Source organism: Janthinobacterium sp. PSRC1-1, assembly GCF_049897525.1.
GTDB classification, from domain to species: domain Bacteria; phylum Pseudomonadota; class Gammaproteobacteria; order Burkholderiales; family Burkholderiaceae_D; genus Janthinobacterium; species Janthinobacterium tructae.
In genome coordinates, this window is the sequence record NZ_JAFCWK010000002.1 from 125,325 (window position 1) to 146,274 (window position 20,950).

At 59.1% G+C, this 20,950-nt stretch carries 15 protein-coding genes; 8 read left to right on the forward strand and 7 right to left on the reverse strand.

The window, feature by feature from the left end; all coding sequences use genetic code 11:
- Positions 1-175: 175 nt before the first annotated feature.
- From ACP7DW_RS04130 to ACP7DW_RS04150, 5 genes are all read left to right on the forward strand, one after another.
- Positions 176-1,222 (forward strand): NAD(P)-dependent alcohol dehydrogenase, encoded by a 1,047-nt coding sequence (locus tag ACP7DW_RS04130; protein WP_282408872.1) that lies wholly within the window; start codon positions 176-178, stop codon positions 1,220-1,222.
- 363 nt (positions 1,223-1,585) lie between these two features.
- Positions 1,586-3,931 carry a membrane-bound PQQ-dependent dehydrogenase, glucose/quinate/shikimate family gene (locus ACP7DW_RS04135; protein ID WP_426054008.1) on the forward strand — a complete coding sequence of 782 codons (2,346 nt, stop codon included), beginning with the start codon at positions 1,586-1,588 and terminating at the stop codon, positions 3,929-3,931.
- Between the two features lie 11 nt (positions 3,932-3,942).
- Positions 3,943-4,578: a TetR/AcrR family transcriptional regulator gene (locus ACP7DW_RS04140; RefSeq protein ID WP_298409340.1), complete on the forward strand. Its 636-nt coding sequence runs from the start codon at positions 3,943-3,945 to the stop codon at positions 4,576-4,578.
- 262 nt (positions 4,579-4,840) lie between these two features.
- On the forward strand, positions 4,841-5,143 hold the full coding sequence (locus tag ACP7DW_RS04145) for an HNH endonuclease (protein WP_298409341.1): 303 nt from the start codon (positions 4,841-4,843) through the stop codon (positions 5,141-5,143).
- Between the two features lie 265 nt (positions 5,144-5,408).
- Positions 5,409-5,879: a S41 family peptidase gene (locus tag ACP7DW_RS04150; protein WP_426054010.1), complete on the forward strand. Its 471-nt coding sequence runs from the start codon at positions 5,409-5,411 to the stop codon at positions 5,877-5,879.
- 97 nt (positions 5,880-5,976) lie between these two features.
- On the opposite strand, the gene ACP7DW_RS04155 is transcribed toward ACP7DW_RS04150, so the two are convergent.
- Positions 5,977-7,098, reverse strand: coding sequence for a GGDEF domain-containing protein (locus ACP7DW_RS04155; RefSeq protein ID WP_426054011.1), 1,122 nt, complete (start codon positions 7,096-7,098; stop codon positions 5,977-5,979).
- Between the two features lie 360 nt (positions 7,099-7,458).
- On the reverse strand, positions 7,459-9,084 hold the full coding sequence (locus tag ACP7DW_RS04160) for a tetratricopeptide repeat protein (RefSeq protein ID WP_426054012.1): 1,626 nt from the start codon (positions 9,082-9,084) through the stop codon (positions 7,459-7,461).
- 324 nt (positions 9,085-9,408) lie between these two features.
- Here ACP7DW_RS04160 and ACP7DW_RS04165 point away from each other — a divergent pair, with 324 nt between their 5' ends.
- Entirely contained in the window at positions 9,409-10,473 is a 1,065-nt protein-coding gene (locus ACP7DW_RS04165) for a GGDEF domain-containing protein (RefSeq protein WP_426054013.1), read from the forward strand.
- A gap of 195 nt (positions 10,474-10,668) precedes the next feature.
- Positions 10,669-14,706, forward strand: a complete 4,038-nt coding sequence (gene purL, locus ACP7DW_RS04170) for a phosphoribosylformylglycinamidine synthase (protein ID WP_426054014.1) — start codon at positions 10,669-10,671, stop codon at positions 14,704-14,706.
- Positions 14,707-14,837: 131 nt separating this feature from the next.
- Here purL and ACP7DW_RS04175 read toward each other — a convergent pair whose 3' ends face one another.
- Positions 14,838-17,180, reverse strand: a complete 2,343-nt coding sequence (locus tag ACP7DW_RS04175; protein WP_426054015.1) for a diguanylate cyclase — start codon at positions 17,178-17,180, stop codon at positions 14,838-14,840.
- A gap of 614 nt (positions 17,181-17,794) precedes the next feature.
- Here ACP7DW_RS04175 and ACP7DW_RS04180 point away from each other — a divergent pair.
- Positions 17,795-18,250 (forward strand): tellurite resistance TerB family protein, encoded by a 456-nt coding sequence (locus ACP7DW_RS04180; protein ID WP_099763903.1) that lies wholly within the window; start codon positions 17,795-17,797, stop codon positions 18,248-18,250.
- Positions 18,251-18,288: 38 nt separating this feature from the next.
- Here the strand turns inward: ACP7DW_RS04180 and ACP7DW_RS04185 are convergent, their stop codons facing one another.
- The 4 genes from ACP7DW_RS04185 to ACP7DW_RS04200 form a co-directional block, all read right to left on the reverse strand.
- Positions 18,289-18,810 carry a hypothetical protein gene (locus ACP7DW_RS04185; RefSeq protein WP_426054016.1) on the reverse strand — a complete coding sequence of 174 codons (522 nt, stop codon included), beginning with the start codon at positions 18,808-18,810 and terminating at the stop codon, positions 18,289-18,291.
- 61 nt (positions 18,811-18,871) lie between these two features.
- Complete coding sequence (locus tag ACP7DW_RS04190; RefSeq protein ID WP_426054017.1) at positions 18,872-19,111, reverse strand: hypothetical protein; 240 nt, start codon at positions 19,109-19,111, stop codon at positions 18,872-18,874.
- Complete coding sequence (locus tag ACP7DW_RS04195; protein ID WP_426054018.1) at positions 19,108-20,265, reverse strand: helix-turn-helix transcriptional regulator; 1,158 nt, start codon at positions 20,263-20,265, stop codon at positions 19,108-19,110. The genes ACP7DW_RS04190 and ACP7DW_RS04195 overlap by 4 nt, the downstream gene beginning before the upstream one ends.
- A gap of 26 nt (positions 20,266-20,291) precedes the next feature.
- Positions 20,292-20,735 carry a hypothetical protein gene (locus ACP7DW_RS04200; RefSeq protein WP_426054019.1) on the reverse strand — a complete coding sequence of 148 codons (444 nt, stop codon included), beginning with the start codon at positions 20,733-20,735 and terminating at the stop codon, positions 20,292-20,294.
- Between the last annotated feature and the right edge of the window lie 215 nt (positions 20,736-20,950).

Below are 20,950 nucleotides of genomic sequence, written 5' to 3' on the forward strand. Positions count from 1 at the left end.
TGGGCCAGTATGCGTCAGGTAGGGAAGGGCAGGGCTTGATCTTACGCAGATTTGGAGGATCGTGCAAAGGTCTTGCAGGATCGCGGTAACGCCGTACGGGCTTCTCGGGCACACTTGTGCAATCGCATGCAAGGCACGCGTCCCCTTCGTCACACATATAAATACAGGAGTTTTCATGACCACCATCGCCAAAGGCTACGCCGCACTGGGCCCGACTTCCGCACTGCAACCGTTCACGTTCGAGCGCCGCGCCCCGCGCGAAGACGACGTGGCCATCTCGATCAAATACTGTGGCGTATGCCATTCCGACATCCACCAGGCGCGCGACGAATGGGGCGGCGCCGCCTTCCCGATGGTGCCCGGCCATGAAATCGCCGGCGTCGTCACGGCCGTTGGCGCCAATGTGACCAAGTTCAAGGTGGGCGATCACGTGGGCGTGGGCTGCTTCGTCGATTCCTGCACCACCTGCAAGACGCGCAACGTGGACCTGGAACAGTACATGCCAGGCCTGATCCAGACCTACAATGGCGTCGAAGCCGATGGCAAGACGGCCACGCAGGGCGGCTACTCGGACAGCATCGTCGTCAAGGAAGGCTATGTGCTGTCGATTCCCGACAACCTGCCGCTGGACGCCGCCGCGCCGCTGCTGTGCGCCGGCATCACCCTGTATTCGCCGCTGAACCACTGGAAAGCCGGCCCTGGCAAGCAGGTCGCCATCCTGGGCATGGGTGGCCTGGGCCACATGGGCGTCAAGATCGCGCACGCCATGGGCGCCGAAGTGACGGTGCTGAGCCAGACCCTGTCGAAGCGCGAAGACGGCCTGCGCCTGGGCGCCGACCACTACTACGCCACCAACGACGCGGAAACGTTTACAAAGCTGGCCGGCACCTTTGATTTGATCATCTGCACCGTGGGCGCGTCCATCGACTGGAACCAGTACATCAACCTGCTGAAAGTCGATGGCAACATGGTCATCGTCGGCATCCCGGACGGCGCCGTGCCGCCCGTGAACGCCTTCGGCCTGGTGGGCGCGCGCCGCAGCCTGTCCGGCTCGATGATCGGCTCGATCAAGGAAACCCAGGAAATGCTGGACTTCTGCGGCAAGCACAATATCGTGTCCGACATCGAGATCATCCGCATCCAGGATATCAATGAGGCGTTTGAGCGCGTTGTCAAAAGCGATGTGCGCTATCGCTTCGTGATCGACATGGCCTCGCTGTAACACCCGGCGCAGCTGTGTTTGTTGGATTACGCGCTTTGCGCTAATCCAACCTACGCATATCCAGCGTTCCGGTAGGTCGGATTAGCTCGCAGAGCGTAATCCGACATCCCACAAAATCATCCCATCCCCGCCAAAAATCAAGCTCCCTTGTCAATTTTTCTTTCCTTGCGTCAAAAATCGGCATAAAATGAAACCGTACAGTACAGTTTCACTACGTAGATTTAGAAAATCAGCCATCCCCCGGCGTGTTTGCCTGGGCAGGGGAGGCGTCATGGATAAAAAATGGACACTTCAACAAAGAATGGAGCGGCGGCGATCCCGGCGGTCTCCAGGGGCAAGCGCATTGCGCTGGCGGTTTTTGGCATGTTTCTTGGACTTTCCGGCCTGGTCCTGGCGGCGGGCGGCATCGAACTGATCACCCTTGGCGGTTCCTGGTACTACCTGCCGGCCGGTCTCGGCTTGATCCTGGCCGGCGTGCTGTATTGGCGCCGCAAACCGCTGGCCAGTGCCGTCATCGCGGTGCTGCTCATCGCCACCTTGCTGTGGGCCGTGTGGGAAACCGGCTTCGCCTTCTGGCCCATGGTGCCGCGCCTGGCGCCGTTCCTCGTTATCGGCCTGGCCGCCGCCTTGCTGCATCCTTGGCTGGCGGGACGCAAACACACGGGCCAGTCGCGCGGTTTCGCCGCGCTGTTTGCCGTCGTGCTGGCAGCCGGTTTCGCTGCCATGTTCCAGCCGCACGGCGTGCTGGAGGCCACCGCGCAGCTGCGGCAGGATGCCGTGACGGCCATCAATGACGGCAGCGCCAACTGGGCGTATTACGGTTATGGGCCGAAGGGCACGCGCTTCGCGCCGTACACGCAGATCGACAAGGCCAATGTCGACCAGCTGCAGGTGGCCTGGAGCTACCGCACGGGCGAGGTGGCCGAAGGCGCGTCCGAAGCGCAGAACACGCCGCTGCAGATCGGCGACACCATCTACACGTGCACGCCGACCAGCAAGGTGATCGCGCTCGACGCGGACACGGGCAAGCAGCGCTGGAGCTTCGACCCGAAGCCGGCCAACATCAAAACGTGGAACCGCTGCCGCGGCGTCGGCTACTACGAGCCGGCGAAAGTGACAAAGCCGTTCCGTTTTGACGGCATGCAGGCGGCCAGCGCGCCGGTGGCGGGCGCGTGCGCCAAACGCATCGTGCAAGTGACCATGGATGCGCGTTTGATCGAGATCGACGCGCAGACGGGCAAGCGGTGCGAAGGCTTCGGCGACAAGGGCTCCGTCGACCTCACCGTCGGCCTGGGCAAAGTGAAAATGAACGTGCCGTACTACGCCTACACGTCCGCGCCGACCATCGCGCGCAACCTGATCATCCTCGGCGGCTGGGTCTTTGACGGCCGCTCCACCGATGAACCATCGGGCGTCGTGCGCGCCTACAGCGCCGACACGGGGGAACTGGTGTGGGCCTGGGACCTGGGCAATCCGGCCATCACCAAGCTGCCGCCGGAAGGACAGACCTACACGCGCAGCACGCCGAACATGTGGTCGGCGCCCGCTTTTGATGATGCACTGGGCCTGGTGTACCTGCCGACGGGCAATGAGCAACCGGACTTCTGGGGCGGCAAGCGTCCGCCGCTGACGGAAAAATATGCGTCGGCCATCGTCGCCCTCGACATGGCCACGGGCCGCGAACGCTGGACATATCAAACCGTCCACCACGATATCTGGGATTACGACGTGGCGGCGCAGCCGGCCCTGTACGACGTCCCGGACGGCAAGGGCGGCACCATCCCCGCGCTGGTGCAGCTGACCAAGCGTGGCCAGATCTTCATGCTGGACCGCCGCACGGGCAAGCCGATTGCCGAAGTCATCGAAAAAGCCGTGCCGCAGGAGCACGCGGCCGGCGACTGGGTGTCAAAAACGCAGCCATACTCGACCGGCATGCCGGCCTTGGGGGCGCAGACGCTGACGGAGCGCGACATGTGGGGCGCCACCTTCTTCGACCAGCTGGCCTGCCGCATCCGCTTCCGCAAGCTCAATTACCAGGGCGAGTTCACGGCGCCCAGCACCCGCGAAACGCTGATTTACCCCGGCTACTACGGCGGCTTCAACTGGGGCGGCGCGGCCATCGATGAAAGCAATGGCTATCTGTTCGTCAACGACATCCGCATGCCGCAAGTGGTCAAGCTGGTGCCGCGCGAAACGGTGGACGTGGCCAGGCTGACGGCTGGCCACGGCGTGGGCAGCACCTATCCGATGGACGGTACGCCGTTCGTCATCGACCACAAGGCCTTCAATTCGCCGCTGGGCATACCCTGCCAAAGCCCGCCGTGGGGCGTGTTCGCCGCCATCGATTTGAAGACGCGCACGAAGGTATGGGAGCGTCCGGCCGGCACGGTGCAGGACGCCGTCATCCACGGCGTGCGCGCTAGCCTGCCCATCCCGCTGGGCATGCCGACCCTGGGCGGCGGCATGAGCACGGCGTCGGGCCTGGTGTTTTATGCGGGCACGCAGGATTATTATTTGCGCGCCATGGATATCGCCACGGGCCGTGAAGTGTGGAAGGCGCGCATGCCCGTCGGTTCGCAAGGCACGCCGATGACGTATGTGTCGCCCAGGTCGGGCCGCCAGTATGTCGTGGTGGTGGCGGGCGGCGCCCGCCAGAGTCCGGACCGGGGAGATTACGTGATAGCATACGCGCTTCCCAGGACACAGTAAGAGTTTGCTTCATGCCCCAGTTGCGCACCGTTCCAGCTTCCCCGAGTACCCGAAGCGAGGAGCGGCGCCGCAAGCTGCTGGTGGCGGCGGCGGACCTCTTCCTCGCCTCCGGCTACGACGGCGTCAGCATGGACGCCATCGTGGCCGCGGCGGGCGGCTCGAAAGCCACCGCCTACCGCTACTTCGGCAGCAAGCAGGAATTGCTGGTGGCCGTGGTCGAATACCTGTGCGCCGATTTCATCATCGCACTGCGCCAGCTCGACACGTCGCAAGTCGGCCTGGAGCAGGGCTTGCAGCTGATCCTCGACGAACTGGTGGCCGTCGTCACCAGTCCCCGCCACGTGGCTTTCTACCGCCTCGTCGTCACGGGCGCGGCCGCCGTACCGGCCGTGGGCCAGACCTGGTACGAGCACGGCCCGCAAGTGTGGCACGCATTGATTCTGCGCCTGCTGGAACAGCAGCGCGCCCAGGGCCGCATCGCGCCCGATACCTCGTTTTCCAGCCTGCCGCAGATTTTGTTCGATGCCGTCTTCTCGCACCTGACCACGCGCACTGTGATGCTGGGGCAGGGCGGCGATGCCGCCACGTTCCGTCCGTTGATTGCGGAGTTGATCGAGCTGGTGGTGGCGCGGGTGGAACGCAGGTGAGCAGCTGAAGCCATTGCGCAGCATTGATTTAGTTGTCAAGACCCGCCTGCCTGCAAACATGTTTCAGGAATAATTCTGGCTTTTTCGCCTGCCATTTCTTCATCGCCTGAATCGGCGTTTCGTTATTGAGGGCAGGCTATGGATGTTGTGTTTATAGATGTTCAGGTAATTGCGCAGTGTCGATTCGAGCGTGGCCCCTAGTCGCGTTGCGCCAGGGGCGAATGTTATACTGGCGGAAATGTATACACTGAAAGAAACTGCCATGAAAAACGACGCAACTGCTCGCCCGCAAGCAAACCAGGCACCTGTCAGGCTCAGCAAAGGGGACTTCGTCACCGCGCTGCGCAAGCTGCTGCAAGAAGCAGGAAATGCCGGCAAGACCAGTGTGGACGTACGCGCTGCGAACCTGCACACCGACGTCGGCATTTATCCGGCGCGCGGCCACTCAATGCCGACCTGTTGCACGGTGATGCATGAAGAGATGCAGCCGGGTGACGAGATACTGTTGACGCCGTCCGGCGGCAAGGGACCTACGCTGCTGGTACGGTATAAACTCCCGCGCTGATGCAGGCGATGCAGTAGCAGGCGCTTTGCTGAGGCCAGTTCGGCCGTCCACCCGTTAAAAATGCCGAAGGAGGCTATGCGACCGCCGCCAGCGTGAAGGCGTTCAGTGCGGCGCTGGAGAAGGACTTGCGGGAATTGAGCGGTGACTTGCATTTCGGCGCCGCGTTTTACGGAGGTCTTCGTGAGCGCAGCGGTGCCGACGAACTGCCCAGCCGCGCCAAGGGAGTCATTTCTTCCCGTTCGGCGACGAGCGTCACCTGATCGACATGTACGACCGCCCGACCGGTCTGACGCGGCAGTTCTGGACCGTGAAGACGGTCGCACAGCGTTACGACAAGCCCGTGTACGTGCTGACCTCGGCCCGCACGTTTTCCGGCGGGGAGGATTTCTCCTATGGCATCCAGGCGCAGAAGCGCGGCACGGTGGTTGGCGAAACCACCGGGGGTGGCTCCAATCCCGTGAGCTGGTACAACCTGGGGCAGGACATCATTGTCGCGATCCCGACCGCGCGCACGACCAATGTGGTCACCAAAACCAACTGGGAGCATGTCGGCGTGAAACCGGACATCGCCGTGCCCGCTGCGCAGGCTTTGCAGACGGCGCATGCCGCCATCCTGCGTAACCTGGTGTCATCGGCCAAGGAGGGCAAGGAGCGCCAGGAACTGCAGCGCGTGCTGGCGATGGTGGAAAAAGGGGAGTCCGAGCAGCCGGTCTACACGCTCAGGGGCGAGCGTTAATCGAAGCTGTGCGGCTTGGCTTGGCTTCGCGCCGGGAAAACTCTCAACGTACGTCACTGCAGCTCACCAAACTGTGCCGCCATAACCAGCTGCCGATTTATGCGCAGAGCATTTCCGGGCTGGCAAGCGTGCAGCCACGCCCCTGCGACTTGGCTTTGTAGAGCGCGACGTCGGCACGCTCAAGCATATTCTCTATGGTGTCGGTATTGTGCATGCGCATGGCGATGCCGCCGCTGTAAGAGAGTTCAAAACCCAGCTCCTGGAGCGAATGCCGCGCCAGCCACTGCCGCAGGCGTTCGTCGTAAGCCGTGATAGCCGCAAAGTCGGCACAGTTGAGCAGCACACAGAATTCCTCGCCGCCGTAGCGGCAGAAGAGATCGCCGACACGGCTGACAGCCCGCAAGCCGGCGACAAAAACTTGCAGCGCCCTGTCGCCACCGGCATGGCCGTGCTGGTCGTTTATTTGCTTGAAATAGTCCAGGTCAAGCATCAACACGCCGAGCGGCTGCTTGTATCGCAAACTGCTGGCCAGGTCGATCTCGGCCTTCAGTACCCAGGCGCGGCGGTTCAACGCGCCGGTCAGACCGTCTCGCGTCGCCAACCGTTCCAGTTCCCGGGCTGCCTCGTCGCGGTGCGCCAGAAGAATGGCCACCACCGACATCATCATCATCGAGTTCGATGACAAGGCAAACACGCGGTTGATCAGATACGGTCCAAAAAAATTCGGAAACTCGGCGGTGTAGAACGCGCCCAGCACGGCGCGGCCGGCAAGTACCAGCATTTGAACTGTCAGGCAGATGATTAATAGCCAACGCCAGCGTCCGACTGCCAACTGTGGCGTACGGCACAGGGGAACGATGATGGTTGCAATCTGTAATGCCAGCAGGCCATTCGCCCAGCCTACCCTGAACGGATAGTCGGAAAAACCGATGCTGTAACCGACAGTCATCAGTACCGCGATGGCGGCCGGAGCGCGAGCACTCGCCTTGCGCCCGTACCACAATTGAAAGGCCATGGCGTTGAATACCATGCCGCCCGAGACGCTGCCCATTGCCATCGTCGACAGCAGGTGATCGGCCCAGCCGCCCCGTTCAAAGGTGTTTGAGCACAGCAGGAAAACCCACCCCAACGTTTGCAGTATGATACCGGCTTGTGCATACCGCGCGGCACGGTTTACACGCCCCATGAAATAAGGGAGGGCCACGGCCATGATCGACATGTTAAGTGTCATGCCAAAGAACAGGGTCGATACATCCGTTATAGCCACTATCGCACTTTCAAAATAAGCCAGGAAACGGCATTATCCCAAGAAACCTGCCTGCGGATGGAAAATCGATACTAACTTCGCTGCTCCCGGCCGGCTGCCGTCGCCTGGAGTGGTCGCGCCGAAGCAGACTTCACAGAAAATCGGTTTCGTGAAAATGCGCCTGTGCGTAGATCGCACGCACCCCCATGACGTTCACATATGGCGTCGCGACTGTCGATGAAGCTGGTCTTGCCGGGACGCGGAAAACAAGCGCCATCCCGCCTCCGCCAGGCAGGTTCTTAACAGGTGGAGCGACGAAAATCGTCAATCAGCTCAGGTCGCGATACCATATTTGTGTTGCGTGGCTTCGTACTGCTGCTTGAGCGATTCCAGCTGAGGATGCCTGGGGTCGATCTTGCGGATCACCTGCATCTGGTGCTGCGCCTGTTCGGCCAGCGGGGCTTCCCAGCCCAGCATGTTGAGCTGGCGCAAGATGGCCTCGACGGAGGCGAACAGCACCGGCAGGTTGCCCGGCGTCTTGCGCAGGGCCTGGCGCAGCACGAAGACGGCGCCCTTGAGCTCGCCGCTTTCCGACTTGCTGGCCGCATCCTGCATCAGTTCCTGCACCTGGTGCGTGATCTGCTGGCCCATGCCTTGCGCCAGGTCATGCCGGCCCGCTTTTTCAAACACATCGACGGCCGCTTCCATCGTCACGTCGCTGTCGGCTTCGTTGACGAGTTTCATCATGACCTCGGAGGCGGCTTGCTCCAGGTTGTTTTTCAGGCAGCTTTGCACCAGGCCTACCTTCAGCTGCGTCGACAGGCCGCGCGCGTCGTCCAGGGCGGCGGCGGCCAGTTGCAGTTCGGTGGCGGCGGCGATGTCGTTGCCGGACAATTCATGCAGCATGGCGGCCGAGATGGCGCGGCAGGCTTCCACGTTGGCGCTGCCCCGCAGGGAGCGCTCCATGTCGCGCAGCACGCCGCTCGCCTGCGGCGCGTCGCCCTTTTTGACCAGCGCCCTGACCAGGTTGACGTGGTCTTCCGGGTCGCGAAATTCCGAGTACTTGGCTTTGCTCACCACCTGCTTGTAGGCCCTTTCGGCCGCGCCGATATCGCCCGTGTCATAGGCGATGCCGCCCAAGTGGCGCAGGCGGCCCAGCATGTGCGGCGAGATGGCCACCGCGTCTTCGAGGACTTTCTTCGCCTGTATCTGCTGGCCCATGGCTTCATGGTTTTGCGCCAGCAAATCGTAGGCGGCCATGAAGCGCGGATAGGTTTCCACCAGCTGCAGCAGCGCCTCCTGCGCCTCTTCGTGGCGCTGCTGTTCGAACAGCGTGCGCGCTAGCCCCAGATGGGCCCAGGCCATGGGGCGCGTGGCCAGCATGTCGGCGTACAGTTGTTCCGCTTCCTTCCATTCATCGAGGGCGATGTGCAGCTCGGCGCGCAGGCGGGTGAAATCGGCCGCCAGGCGCGGGTGCTGCAATTCGGCCGCGCGGCAGCTTTTCACGGCTTCGCGCAAGTCGCCCTTGTCGATCAGCTGATACGTGGGCAGGAAAATGGCGCGCCGTTCGATGGCGCGCGCGATGCGTCCGCTCAGCACATCGACGGTGAACGGTTTTAATATGTAGTCGGACGGGGTCAGTTCGGCCGCGCTGATCACCTTGCTGTGGATGGCTTCGGAGGTCAGCATGATGAAGATCGTCCACAGGCCGATCAGCTTGTGGTGGCGCAAGTCTTCCAGCAATTGCTGGCCATCCTGGCCGTCCGTGCCACTACCAAGATCGTATTCGCACAGGATGATGTCGAACGGTTTCTTCATCAGCAAGCGGATGGCGGTACCGGAATTGACGGCATATTCCACCTTGCTGATGGCCGCCTGGTTCAGCATATTGTGCAGATTGCCCCGCATGCTGGGGTTCGGGTCGACGATCAGGACAGATAAGTCGCTAGTTTCTGGCATTGTTCAGCTCTCGTTCATCTGTTCGGTCATTTGCGGGAACTCTTCTTATAGATATCTGCGTGGCAGTAATATTTCTTGTCAGCATACTGCAAAGGCGGGAGACACTGCCAGCAAAATACATGCAATCGGGCGCGGGGCAGGGCGGCGTTGTATTTCATGGCGGCGACGCCGCGTACTCACGCGCCGTACCGGCATTGCGCGACAGATAGTTCATCAGCGTGATAGTATTCTAATTACAACTATTGTTGAACGCCGCACCAGATTGCGGCCAGGCTTGCGCAAGGCTGTACCGGGCGCTTATCTCTTTCTGGTGTCGATACCCGTATGCGCGTTCCTGATCTGTCTACCTTGCGGCGCGTTGCCGTTCCCCTTGCATTTGGCGGCAACAGCGAGCAGCAGCATACCTATTTTGCGGAATTGCACCGCGTCGGCCTGGTCACGCAAGTGATGGGCATCATCGCCTACAGCCTGACCTGGCTGATGATGCCCGCCCCCTATCATCCGAACCTGCTGCACGCCCTGCTGGCGCTGCTGGGCATGCTGGTCAGCCTGGTGGCGCGCTACCGCTGCACCACCTTGCCCGTGCTGACCATTTCCGGCGCCTGCGCCGTGCTGGCCCTGACTTTCGGCCTGCGCACGATGGCCGACGCCGTCCAGCACGCCAGCTTCTGGGTCTTGCCCGTGGGCGTCTTCATGACCCTGGCCATCGCCTCCATCTTCAATGGCGGCCTCAGCTACCTTGCCGTGGTGGCCGGCATCTGGTGGAACGTGGGTCACGGCCTGTATCCCGTCAACGGGGGCTTGCCCGACCAATCCTGGGTGCCGCTGATGATCGCCGTCAGCGTGCTGTTCGGGCTGGCGCTGAACGTCAGTTTCAGCTTATTGCGTTTGCGCAACTATCACGCCAAGGTGGAATTGACGCGGCTCGCTTTCCAGGACAGCCTGACGGGCTTGAACAACCGCCGCATGTTCACGCAGCGCGCCCAGCAGATGCATGGCGAGTCGCAGGGTGGCATGCTGCATTTCCTGATGATCGACATCGACAATTTCAAGATCATCAATGACCAGCAGGGTCACGATGCGGGCGACGCCGTGCTCGTGCGCACGGCCGCCATCATCGCCGACAAGACGCAAGGTCATCTGTGCGGGCGCCTGGGCGGCGAGGAATTCGGCATCGTGTATGCGGGCAATCGCGACGAGGCGCGCGCCTTTGCCGGTGGTCTGGTCGAGGCCGTCAGCGAGGCTTTCCAGGCCGCGCAGTTCGTCTCGATCAGCGTGGGTGTGGCGGAACTGGACCGCGGCAAGGAACTGGGCCACAGCTACCGGCTGGCCGACGAGGCGTTGTACCTGGCCAAGCGCCAGGGCAAGAACCGCTATGTGATCGCCTGATCATCGCCGGGGCCGCTTGTTGCAAGTTGGCGAAAACTGCCCGTTTCAAGGGCAAAATGGCCGTAAAGCCATAAGTTCCGGTCATAAGGCAGGGGCAAAACGGGTATAATGCGCGCAAAGGAAATTTGCCGTACGAAAGATATTGTCATACCTACCTTTAACCCGCAGCCACGCTGCATCAACCACCTTCCAATCATGTTGATACTGCCGGGTTCCAATGCCCTGTCCCATTTCCGTAGCCACCGTCTGTTAAGCCAACTGCAAGCCGTCTCGCCTGCGATTGTTGCCGTACAAGCACGCTATGTCCATTTCATCGATGCCGGCGCGCCTCTCACCGACGACGACAGCACGCGCCTTGGCGCCTTGCTGACGTACGGCGAGCCGGCCCAGGCTGACAATACGGAAGGCGCCGCCGAAGCATTCTTCGTCATCCCCCGTTTCGGCACGATCTCGCCGTGGGCCTCGAAAGCCACCGACATCGCGCACAACTGCGGCATGGCGCACATCAAGCGCGTCGAACGCGGCATCGCTTTCCGCATCAACCTGAAATCGGGCATCCTGGGCAGCGCCATTGGCGCCGGCAAATTGACGGACGAGCAGGTACAGGCCGTGGCCGACCTGCTGCATGACCGCATGACGGAATCCGTGCTGCGCAGCGCCGACGACGCCAAGGACCTGTTCCGCACCCTGGAAGCGCGTCCGCTCGAATCGATCGACTTGCTGGGGCAGGGCAAGCGCGCGCTGGAAACGGCGAATACGGAACTGGGCCTGGCGATGTCGGAAGACGAAATCGACTACCTGGACGCCGCCTTCACCAAGGCCGGCCGCAACCCGACGGACGTGGAACTGATGATGTTCGCACAGGCGAACAGCGAGCATTGCCGCCACAAGATCTTCAACGCCGACTGGACCATCGACGGCGTTGCGCAGCCAAAATCCTTGTTCGGCATGATCAAGAACACGCACGAACTGCAGCCGAAGGGCACCGTCGTCGCCTACAGCGACAACTCGTCCATCATGGAAGGCGCCACCGTGTCGCGCTTCTACCCGCGCGGCGCCAACCACGAATACGCGGCGTCGACGGAACTGACGCATACGCTGATGAAGGTGGAGACGCACAACCACCCGACGGCCATCTCCCCCTTCCCAGGTGCCTCCACGGGCGCGGGCGGCGAGATCCGCGACGAAGGCGCGACGGGCCGCGGCGCCAAGCCTAAGGCCGGTTTGACCGGTTTCACCGTCTCGAACCTGTCGCTGCCGGACGCCGTGCGCAGCTGGGAAACGGCCGCTTCCGTGACGGCGCCACTGGCATCGCGCACGGACGCCGAGCAATATGGCAAGCCGGAGCGCATCGCTTCGCCGCTGCAGATCATGATCGAGGGTCCATTGGGCGGCGCCGCGTTCTCGAACGAATTCGGCCGTCCTGTATTGGGCGGCTACTTCCGCACGTATGAACAGAACGTCGGCGTCGACAGCGATGCGGTGTTCGGCTACCACAAGCCGATCATGATCGCCGGCGGCATCGGCAATATCTCGGCGCAGCACACGCACAAGAATGACATCCCCGTCGGCAGCCTGCTGGTGCAGCTGGGTGGCCCGGGCATGCGCATCGGCATGGGCGGCAGCGCCGCCTCGTCGATGACCACCGGCAGCAACACGGCCGACCTGGACTTCGACTCCGTCCAGCGCGGCAATCCGGAAATGGAACGCCGCGCCCAGGAAGTCATCAACGCCTGCTGGCAAATGGGCGCGGACAATCCGATCATCTCGATCCACGACGTGGGTGCGGGCGGCTTGTCGAACGCGTTCCCTGAAATCACCAACGACGCCAAGCGCGGCGCGATTTTCGACCTGCGCAAGATCCCGCTGGAAGAATCGGGCATGGCGCCGAAGGAAATCTGGAGCAATGAGTCGCAGGAACGCTATGTTCTCGCCATCGCGCCGGAAAGCCTGCCCCTGTTCAAAGCCATGTGCGAACGCGAACGCTGCCTGTTCGCCGCCGTGGGCGTGGCCACCGAAGAGCGTCAACTCAAACTGATCGACCCGGAACTGGGCAACGAGCCGGTCGACATGCCGATGGACGTCTTGCTGGGCAAACCGCCGAAGATGCAGCGCGATGTGGTCCACGTGGCCAACGATTTCCCTGCCATCGATCTGACCGGCATGGACTTGAAGGACGTGGCGCAAAAAGTGCTGCTGCTGCCGACCGTGGCCGACAAATCCTTCCTGATCACCATCGGCGACCGCAGCGTGGGCGGCATGACCGTGCGCGACCAGATGGTGGGACCATGGCAAGTGCCGGTGGCCGATTGCGCCGTCACCACCATGAGCTTTGAAGGTTACCTGGGTGAAGCGATGGCCATGGGCGAACGCACGCCGCTGGCCGTCATCGACGCAGCAGCATCCGGCCGCATGGCCGTGGGCGAAGCCGTCACCAACATCGCCGCCGCGGCGATTGCCGACATTTCCGACATCAAGCTGTCCGCCAACTGGATGGCCGCCTGCGGCCAGCCTGGCCAGGATGCAGCCCTGTACGACACGGTGAAAGCCGTCGGCATGGACCTGTGCCCGGCGCTGGGCATCAGCATCCCCGTCGGCAAGGATTCGCTGTCGATGCGCACGACGTGGAAAGACGAGAGCACGGGCGCGGCGAAATCCGTCACCTCGCCGGTGTCGCTGATCGTTTCCTCGTTCGCGCCAGTGACGGACGTGCGCAAGTCGCTCACGCCGCAGCTGAAGACGGACAAGGGCGACACGTCCTTGATCCTGATCGACCTGGGTCGCGGCAAAAACCGTTTGGGCGCCTCCGCGCTGGCACAAGTGTTGCAGCAGTTGGGCAATGAAACGCCGGACGTGGACAGCGCGGAAGACCTGAAAGGCTTCTTCGCCGCCATCCAGAAACTGAATAGCGACGACAAGCTGCTGGCCTACCATGACCGTTCGGACGGCGGCCTGTACGCCACCCTGACGGAAATGGCCTTCGCCGGCCACACGGGCATGTCCGTCAACCTGGACATGCTGACCATGGAAGGCGAGCATTCCAGCGACTGGGGCGACGCCAAGAACTGGACCGGGCAGGTAGCGGAACGCCGCAACGAACTGACCCTGCGCGCCTTGTTCAGCGAAGAGCTGGGCGCCGTCATCCAGGTGCGCGCGGAAGAAAAGTCGCTCGTCATGGACGTGCTGCGCACGTTTAACCTGGGCGCCTGCAGCCATATCATCGGCAAATTGAACGACCGCGACGTCATCGAATTCACGCGCGACGCCAAGCTGATTTACACCCAGCCGCGCGCTGACCTGCACCGACTGTGGAGCGAAACGAGCTGGCGCATCGCCCGCCTGCGCGACAATCCGGCTTGCGCCGACGCCGAATACGACCGCCTGCTGGACGTGCAAGACCCGGGCATGTCGCCGATCGTCACGTTTGACCAGAGCGAGAACATCGCCGCGCCATTCATCGCCACCGGCGTGCGTCCGCGCGTCGCCATCCTGCGCGAGCAGGGCGTCAATTCGCACATCGAGACGGCGTACGTGATGCACCAGGCAGGGTTTACGGCAGTCGACGTGCACATGAGCGACCTGATTGCGGGCAGAGTCAAACTGGACGACTTCCAGGGCGTCATCGCCGTGGGCGGTTTCTCGTACGGCGACGTACTGGGCGCGGGCGAAGGCTGGGCGAAAACGATTTTGTTCAACGCCAGCCTGGCGGAACAGTTCGCGCGCTTCTTCAACCGCACGGACAGCTTCGGCCTCGGCATCTGCAACGGCTGCCAGATGATGAGCAACCTGAAATCCATCATCCCCGGCGCCCACGCCTGGCCGAAATTCACGCGCAACAAGTCGGAGAAATTCGAAGGCCGCTTTGCCATGGTCGAAGTGATGGATTCCCCGTCGATCTTCTTCAACGGCATGGCCGGCACGCAAGCCGGCATCGCCATCGCCCACGGCGAAGGCTACGCCGACTTCTCGCAAACGGGCGACATCACCCAGGTCACCAAAGCCATGCGCTTTGTCGACAACAAGGGCGCCGCCACGGAAGCGTACCCGTACAACCCGAACGGCTCGCCGGAAGGCATCACCTCCGTCACCACGCCAGACGGCCGCTTCACAGTGTTAATGCCGCACGCGGAGCGCGTGTTCCGGTCAGTCCAGCAGTCGTATCACCCTGAAGCATGGGGCGAGGAGTCGCCATGGATGCGCATGTTCAGGAATGCACGGAAGTTTGTGGGGTAATTTTTTATCTGCGGCGCGGCGTCTTGGTTCAAGGCGCTGCTGCTGGGGTAGGAATGAGAAAGCCGCTGTCGGGAGATGGCGGCTTTTTTCATCTGAAAGACGTGGATATTTGTTTTCTCAGGCTGATATAGCTATTTTATAGGAGGTTTTTGTTTTGGTTGCTTTGTTTTGCTAATTAAAACTTCCTTTTGCTTTTCTAGCTCTGCAAGCCATCTGCGGTAATTGGATGGGATTGTTTTTTCTATACTATTATCAGTCGTCCAATTTATTAGTTCTAACAATTCATCATTGTTTAAATCCTCGCCGCTTTTCTGACATTCCAATGCGCTTTTTGCAAGAGATATTCTGTACGGTGCTGAATAGGTTGTGTCAGAGTTTATATCTTTTATTTTTGAAAGTAATTGATATGCCTCTGAATATTTCCCCATATATGCCTTTATCAATCCCAAATTAGCGCCGAAAAATCCGTGAGCAGGATCAGCTTCATTGGCAATGGAAAATGCTAATTCGGCAAGTTCAAAATTCGAAATATCTTCTGATATTAGAATTGATAGACCAAGTTGGTTCTCCATTCCAACGTCTATTATTCCATATTTTTTAAATGAGCAATAATCTGCAATCGCGTCCTTGGTCCCTTGTTCACGACGCCAAGCGAAAATTGTACGATGGCTATCGAAATAAGTAATATTTTTTTTTGTTATTTTGCTTTGACTGACATGTAAGGCGGCTTTGCTTAAGTGAAGGCAAATCTCCGGCGTTTTGTCACTAAAATTTGGATGATCACATGATAAATATATGCCAGCGTGAAATTTGAAATATTTTGATAGATTGCCCAATGTCGCATCAATTTGTCTTTTCATTTCCAAAGAGAAGTTTTCCCTTATTGCTTCGTCTTCCTCCTCATACTCATCCTCTTCGAAGTAGTAACTTCCATTTTTTATTATAATATACATGCTATCATCAGCCGATAAAAATACTTCAGTTCTTATCGGGAGAACCATGGAAATATAAGAGCTATATTGTAGTAATAAGCGGGATTTTGCATCGAAGTCTTCAGTATCTATGGTTGGAAGTAGATTTATAATTGACAGAAGATTGTTTTCATTTATTAGTGAGTTAATTCTTTTTATTAAATCCTCTGGTTTTCCATTGCTTGTTTGAAATTGCCTAGAGGAGAAAAAACGTGGTGTTGTGCCGACGTTAAGACGTTTTAGAAGCGAACCAATTGGAATTGGGTATGACGTATGTTTTTCAATTACGACACAGGTACTTAGCTGATCTTGAACGTGCACCACTTGAATTTTCGCAGATTCAACTGCAATATATTCTCCAAGTTTTTTCTTTGATCTTCCATCATCTCTAATGCAACTATCTTCTCCAGTAAAAGGAGTATAGTAAACAGAATAGATATCACCATTTTTTACGTGAACCGATTTTCCAATGTCGATAATCGCAAGATCAGAATGAGAGTGAAATTCTGCAACACGACCATGTTTAATTCTAATGTCGTCAAAAAAGCGTATGCAGTCTTTCCCATCATTTTTTGCACGATAAAGTGCGGTATCCGCAGATTGCCTAAGTTCAGATATTACTTCATTGATTTCTGATTTTTTTCCAGAAAGGGTTTTGTTGGAAATCCCTATACTGGCTAATATTTTCGTTTCGAAAATATTTTTTGAAACTTCTATTTTGTTATTTTTCTCATACTCTTTTATCTCTATTTCTGTTGATATCGATGGTTGCCTAATCTCTTGTAGTAATGTGTTGCCAATTTCCTCTAATATGTTTCTGGTGAGATTCTCCGTTGCTATTAATTCGAACTCCTCTCCTCCTGGACGGCTTAAGATGAACTTACTATCCATAGTTGCTTCTAATTTCTTAACTGAAAAATCCAATCTTTTTGCGAAAATTGCCAATACAGCATCTCCTGCTTGATGGCCGTATGTGTCATTTATTTGTTTGAAGTTGTCAATGTCAAAGCTGAAAATTGCGATAGATTCTAATAATTTTATCTTTTGCTCACCATCCTCTATAGGATTTTCTTTTTCAATTAAGTCTTGGGAGTTCTTGCTAAACTCTATTTGTGCACCATTTCTATTAAATAAACCTGTGAGTGTGTCGTGATTTGCGTGAAAATTCTGTTTTGCGTGCTCAAGGCAATTTTCCATCTCTTTTAATAATTTTTTTAAAGTCGCCTCGTGGGTTTTAGGTCTTATTTTTGCTATTATGGATATTTTGTATTTTTCCAACCAAAAAACACTCCGCCATTCTCCTTTTTCTATCTCAACTTTCAAATAATTAATTTTTGGTTTTTTATTTAATGTTGTGATCGGCCAATCATTGTCGGATGATATTTTTTCCCCTTTGATATTCCATTCATCCTGTTCGTGAAAATAAATTTCATAATCTTTTATTTCTGATATTTTTTTAATTTCACAATCAAGATATTGTAATTTTTTGCTTAATTTCTGCATGCGATTCCTTTCTTGGAAATTTATTGTACACTTCAAAAAATGGGTATATCGTTGATTTTTGTGTTTCCCAATATATTTTGTTTTTTTCTAAGTATGGTATGAATCAGAAGATTGATAGTATGGGATATTGCTTGTTATAACTGGACGCTGATGGAAACTGGGAGATCTAGATGTACACGGAATAGCCCGAGGGTGCCGATCAGGTGGATGATGAACGTCAGTGCGTAAATCAACAGCAATTGCTTGTCCATCACAACCTTGCAGTAAAGAAAAATTCATTCCATGCTGCCATGGAGTTACTTATTTTTCAACTGCAAATAAGATAATTTTCACGTTATCTAGCTTTTGTGGTGTTTTATGGGCGGTAGTGTGGCGTTGGCTGAACTTCCCCCCCAAGGCAGAAACTGGAGTCAGACCCTACAGGGGTAATGTCCCCCAATGGGGGGCATTACGATCACGAAGTGACTGACCCCGGCCTTTGCGCTTGGGTTTGGCCATGCCAGTATCGGGGGAATAGCGCGCTTCCAGTGCTTGCATTCCACCCCCGCGCCCTCATCTGTGTGGCAATGGTAGCCTGTAGCGCTGCCTCATCCGAACCAACAAGGAGAACCACCATGAGTTTCGATTCCTTTCTGTCCAAACTGAAGACCAAAGCAAGTGAACTAAAAACGGAAGCCCTGAAGTACAAGAACAAGGATTTCCTGAATGCCGCGATGGCGGGCTCGGCCTTGATCGCCATGGCCGACGGCAGTGTCAGTGCGGAAGAGAAGCAGAAGATGGTGAAGTTTATTGAAAGCAATGACGCGCTGTCGGTGTTTACCACCACGGACGTGATCAAGGCTTTCCAGGACTATGTCAGCCAGCTGGAGTTCGACAAGGATATCGGCGAAGCCAAGGCGTATCAGGCGCTGGGCAAGATGAAGTCGAATGTGGAGGCGTCGCGCTTGCTGGTGCGCATGATTATCGCCGTCGCTTCGTCGGACGGTAATTTCGACGCCAACGAGCAGCGCGTGGCCAGCAAGATCGCGCGCGAGCTGGGCTTGACTCCGGCGGAGTTCGAGCTGCAGTAACTTTTAAGCCAGCCGGCCACGGCTGTGGCTGGTCAGACTTAACCCTTGTCCCACCACGGCGGCGTGCCCGACGACCAAGGGCACGTCATTTGCACTTCGCGTATCCTGTAGCGGATCTCGATCACCTGGCCTGGGCTGAAGGGGCCGCGCTTCCAGTCGCCGGAATCAAAGACGTAGCCTTTGCCCTTGATGCAAAGACTGGTCGGGTTGTTGCCGATGGGACCGGTCGAGTGCAGGGTGACGCGCACTTCGCCGTTGGCGTCCAGCGGGGCGTCGCCACCCACGAAGAGTGGATCCGAGCCAATGTCGCAGACAGTGGTGCTGCCGATCTTGCTGCAGTGCTTGATATACGTTTGCTGGCGCGCATTGGCCAGGTAATCGTCATGCCGCATCGGCTTGCCGTCGTCATAGGTAAAGCGCAGGGTCACTTGCGTGGGCTCGCTGGCCGGATGGCGCGTGGTGCTGGTGCAGGCGGCGCTGACCAGGGCCAGCAAGGGCCAGGCCAGCAGGCGCAGGCTACGGCGCAGCAGGCGGGCTGGAATCTTTTCAGTCTGGGACATGGTGCTCCATGGAGAATGGCTGCGGCGGGGCTGCGCCGAAGGCGGCGATCATAGCACGCAACTATTTTTCCCCGGAGCACGCCAGCCTCGCGCTGGGTGCGCCGCAATTGGCACTGCCGCCAGCCGTCCCAGGCCGATGGCCGCCAGCCAGCGTGTGCGGCCCCGCATGGGACTGGAAGTCTTCGCGGCTGACGTGGCGGGGCTGGTCGGGTAATGCAGCGATGCGCTGCGGCGGCAGCACCTGGGCCGTGGCCAGGGCGCTGGCGGCGATGACGATGATGGAAATCACGGTATTTTTCATGGTGAATACTCCTTTCCGGTGAATGGGCTGGCGCTCTGGTGGATCCTGGCGATCAGCTCGCCCTGGCGCGCCGTGCCCGTCTTGTCGTAGATGTGGTGCAGATGCGTCCTGACGGTGTTGATGGAGACGCCCGTATCGGCGGCGATGCGGTCGATGGCGGCGCCTTGCGCCAGCGCCTGGGCCACCAGCGCTTCGGCCTGCGTCAGTTCAAACAGCTGCTGCAGCGCAGGCACGGCGACGGGCGGCGCCTGCGGGTCGCGCGCCAGCACCAGGGCGCACGGGCGCTGGCTGGACTGGCCTTGCGGCGGCTGGAACGGTGCCACCGTCAGGCACAGGTCGGGCGCATCCGGGCGCGGCAGGCGCAGGGCGCTGGCCACGGGCGCGGCGAGCCGCTTGCCTTTGCCGGTGCCGATGGCTTGCCGCACGGCTTGCGCCAGTTGCGGCAGCGCGCACCAGCGGGGACTGCCGCCAGCCGGGCAATGCAGGCTGCGTTCCAGGCCGGGACCGAACAGGGCCAGTGCGCTGGCATTCGCGTAGAGCACGTCGAGCCGGCTATCGACCAGCAGCACGGCCGTGTCGAGCGCGTCGAGCGCCGCGCGCGTGGTGCGTTCCTGCATGCCGCTCTGCGCCAGGCGGGCGCGGATGCGCAGGGCGCGCTGCAGGTGTGGCAGCAGCGCTTGCAGTTGCGCCTGCACCAGCGGGCTGTCCGCAAACGGCCCCTGCGTGCGCTGGCGGTGTACACCCAGCAGGGCGGCTTCCCCGGGCGCCATGGGCAAGATCGCGCAGATGACGTGGTAAAGGTCATGCGGGCGGCAAAAGTCGGCATAGAATTCCGTGCGCTCGAAATCGCGCGGACGAATGTGCTCCGCGCTGCCGTGTACCTGGCCCACGCCCAGACGGTATGCCAGTTTCGCCCAGATATCGTGCTGCCAGTAATACGCTTCATACGCGCTGGTGGTCTCCTTGCCGAAGTGCGCCGCAGGATTGAGCAGCTGCGCGCCGCTGTCGCTTTGCAGGATCAGGCTGGTTTCACTGGCGCCGCCGAAGGCATCGGCCAGGTCGCGGCACAGCTGCGGCCACAGCGCATCATCGAGCGCCGCGTCATACAGGCGGGCGATCAATGCCTGCTGCTGCGCTGTCATCGGCATGTCCATGGTGTCCGCCTGCTCGTGCCACGGCGTCAGCGGCCTGGAAAGGCCAGCGTGGCCAGATGCTCGCCTTGCGCGCTGCCATCGGCCAACTGGCGTGCCGGCACCACCATCACCAGCTCGCCGCCCACGCTGCCATCGTCGTGGTGGTCGATGCGTACTTTCAGCTGGCGGTCCAGCGCGACGAAGGCATTGCGGCTGGTGGCGACGATGCGGTGTTCGGGCTGGTTGCCGATGCGCGCATACATGATGCCGCCGGCGCGGCGCAGCTGCAGGGTGTCGCCATTCGACAGGTCGTAGGCGCCCGCGAATTGCTGGAAGTCTTCGCGCGCCATGTAACGGGGCTGGTCCGGTACGTCGATGCGCAGCGAGTGGCCCGCCACGTCCACGGTTTTATCTTGCGGCAGGGTTTGCGCGCTCGCCGCCATGCAGGTGGCGGACAGGCCCAGCAATGTGTTCAGGATGATGGTTTTCATGATGTCGTCCCTCGATGGTTGAGTGCCCCTGGCGCGGCGCCCGGTCGGGTGGGCGTGAGGCTGAAGCCAGTCTAGGCAAGGGCGCGGCGCGGCGCATCATTCATCCGAATGAGATGGGGATTGATATTTTGCGGGGTGCGGCTATCTGGCGTGAGGCAAAGTCGACCAGGGCGCCGCGTCATCAACAATCTTTCATCAAAGCAATCTCGCGCGGC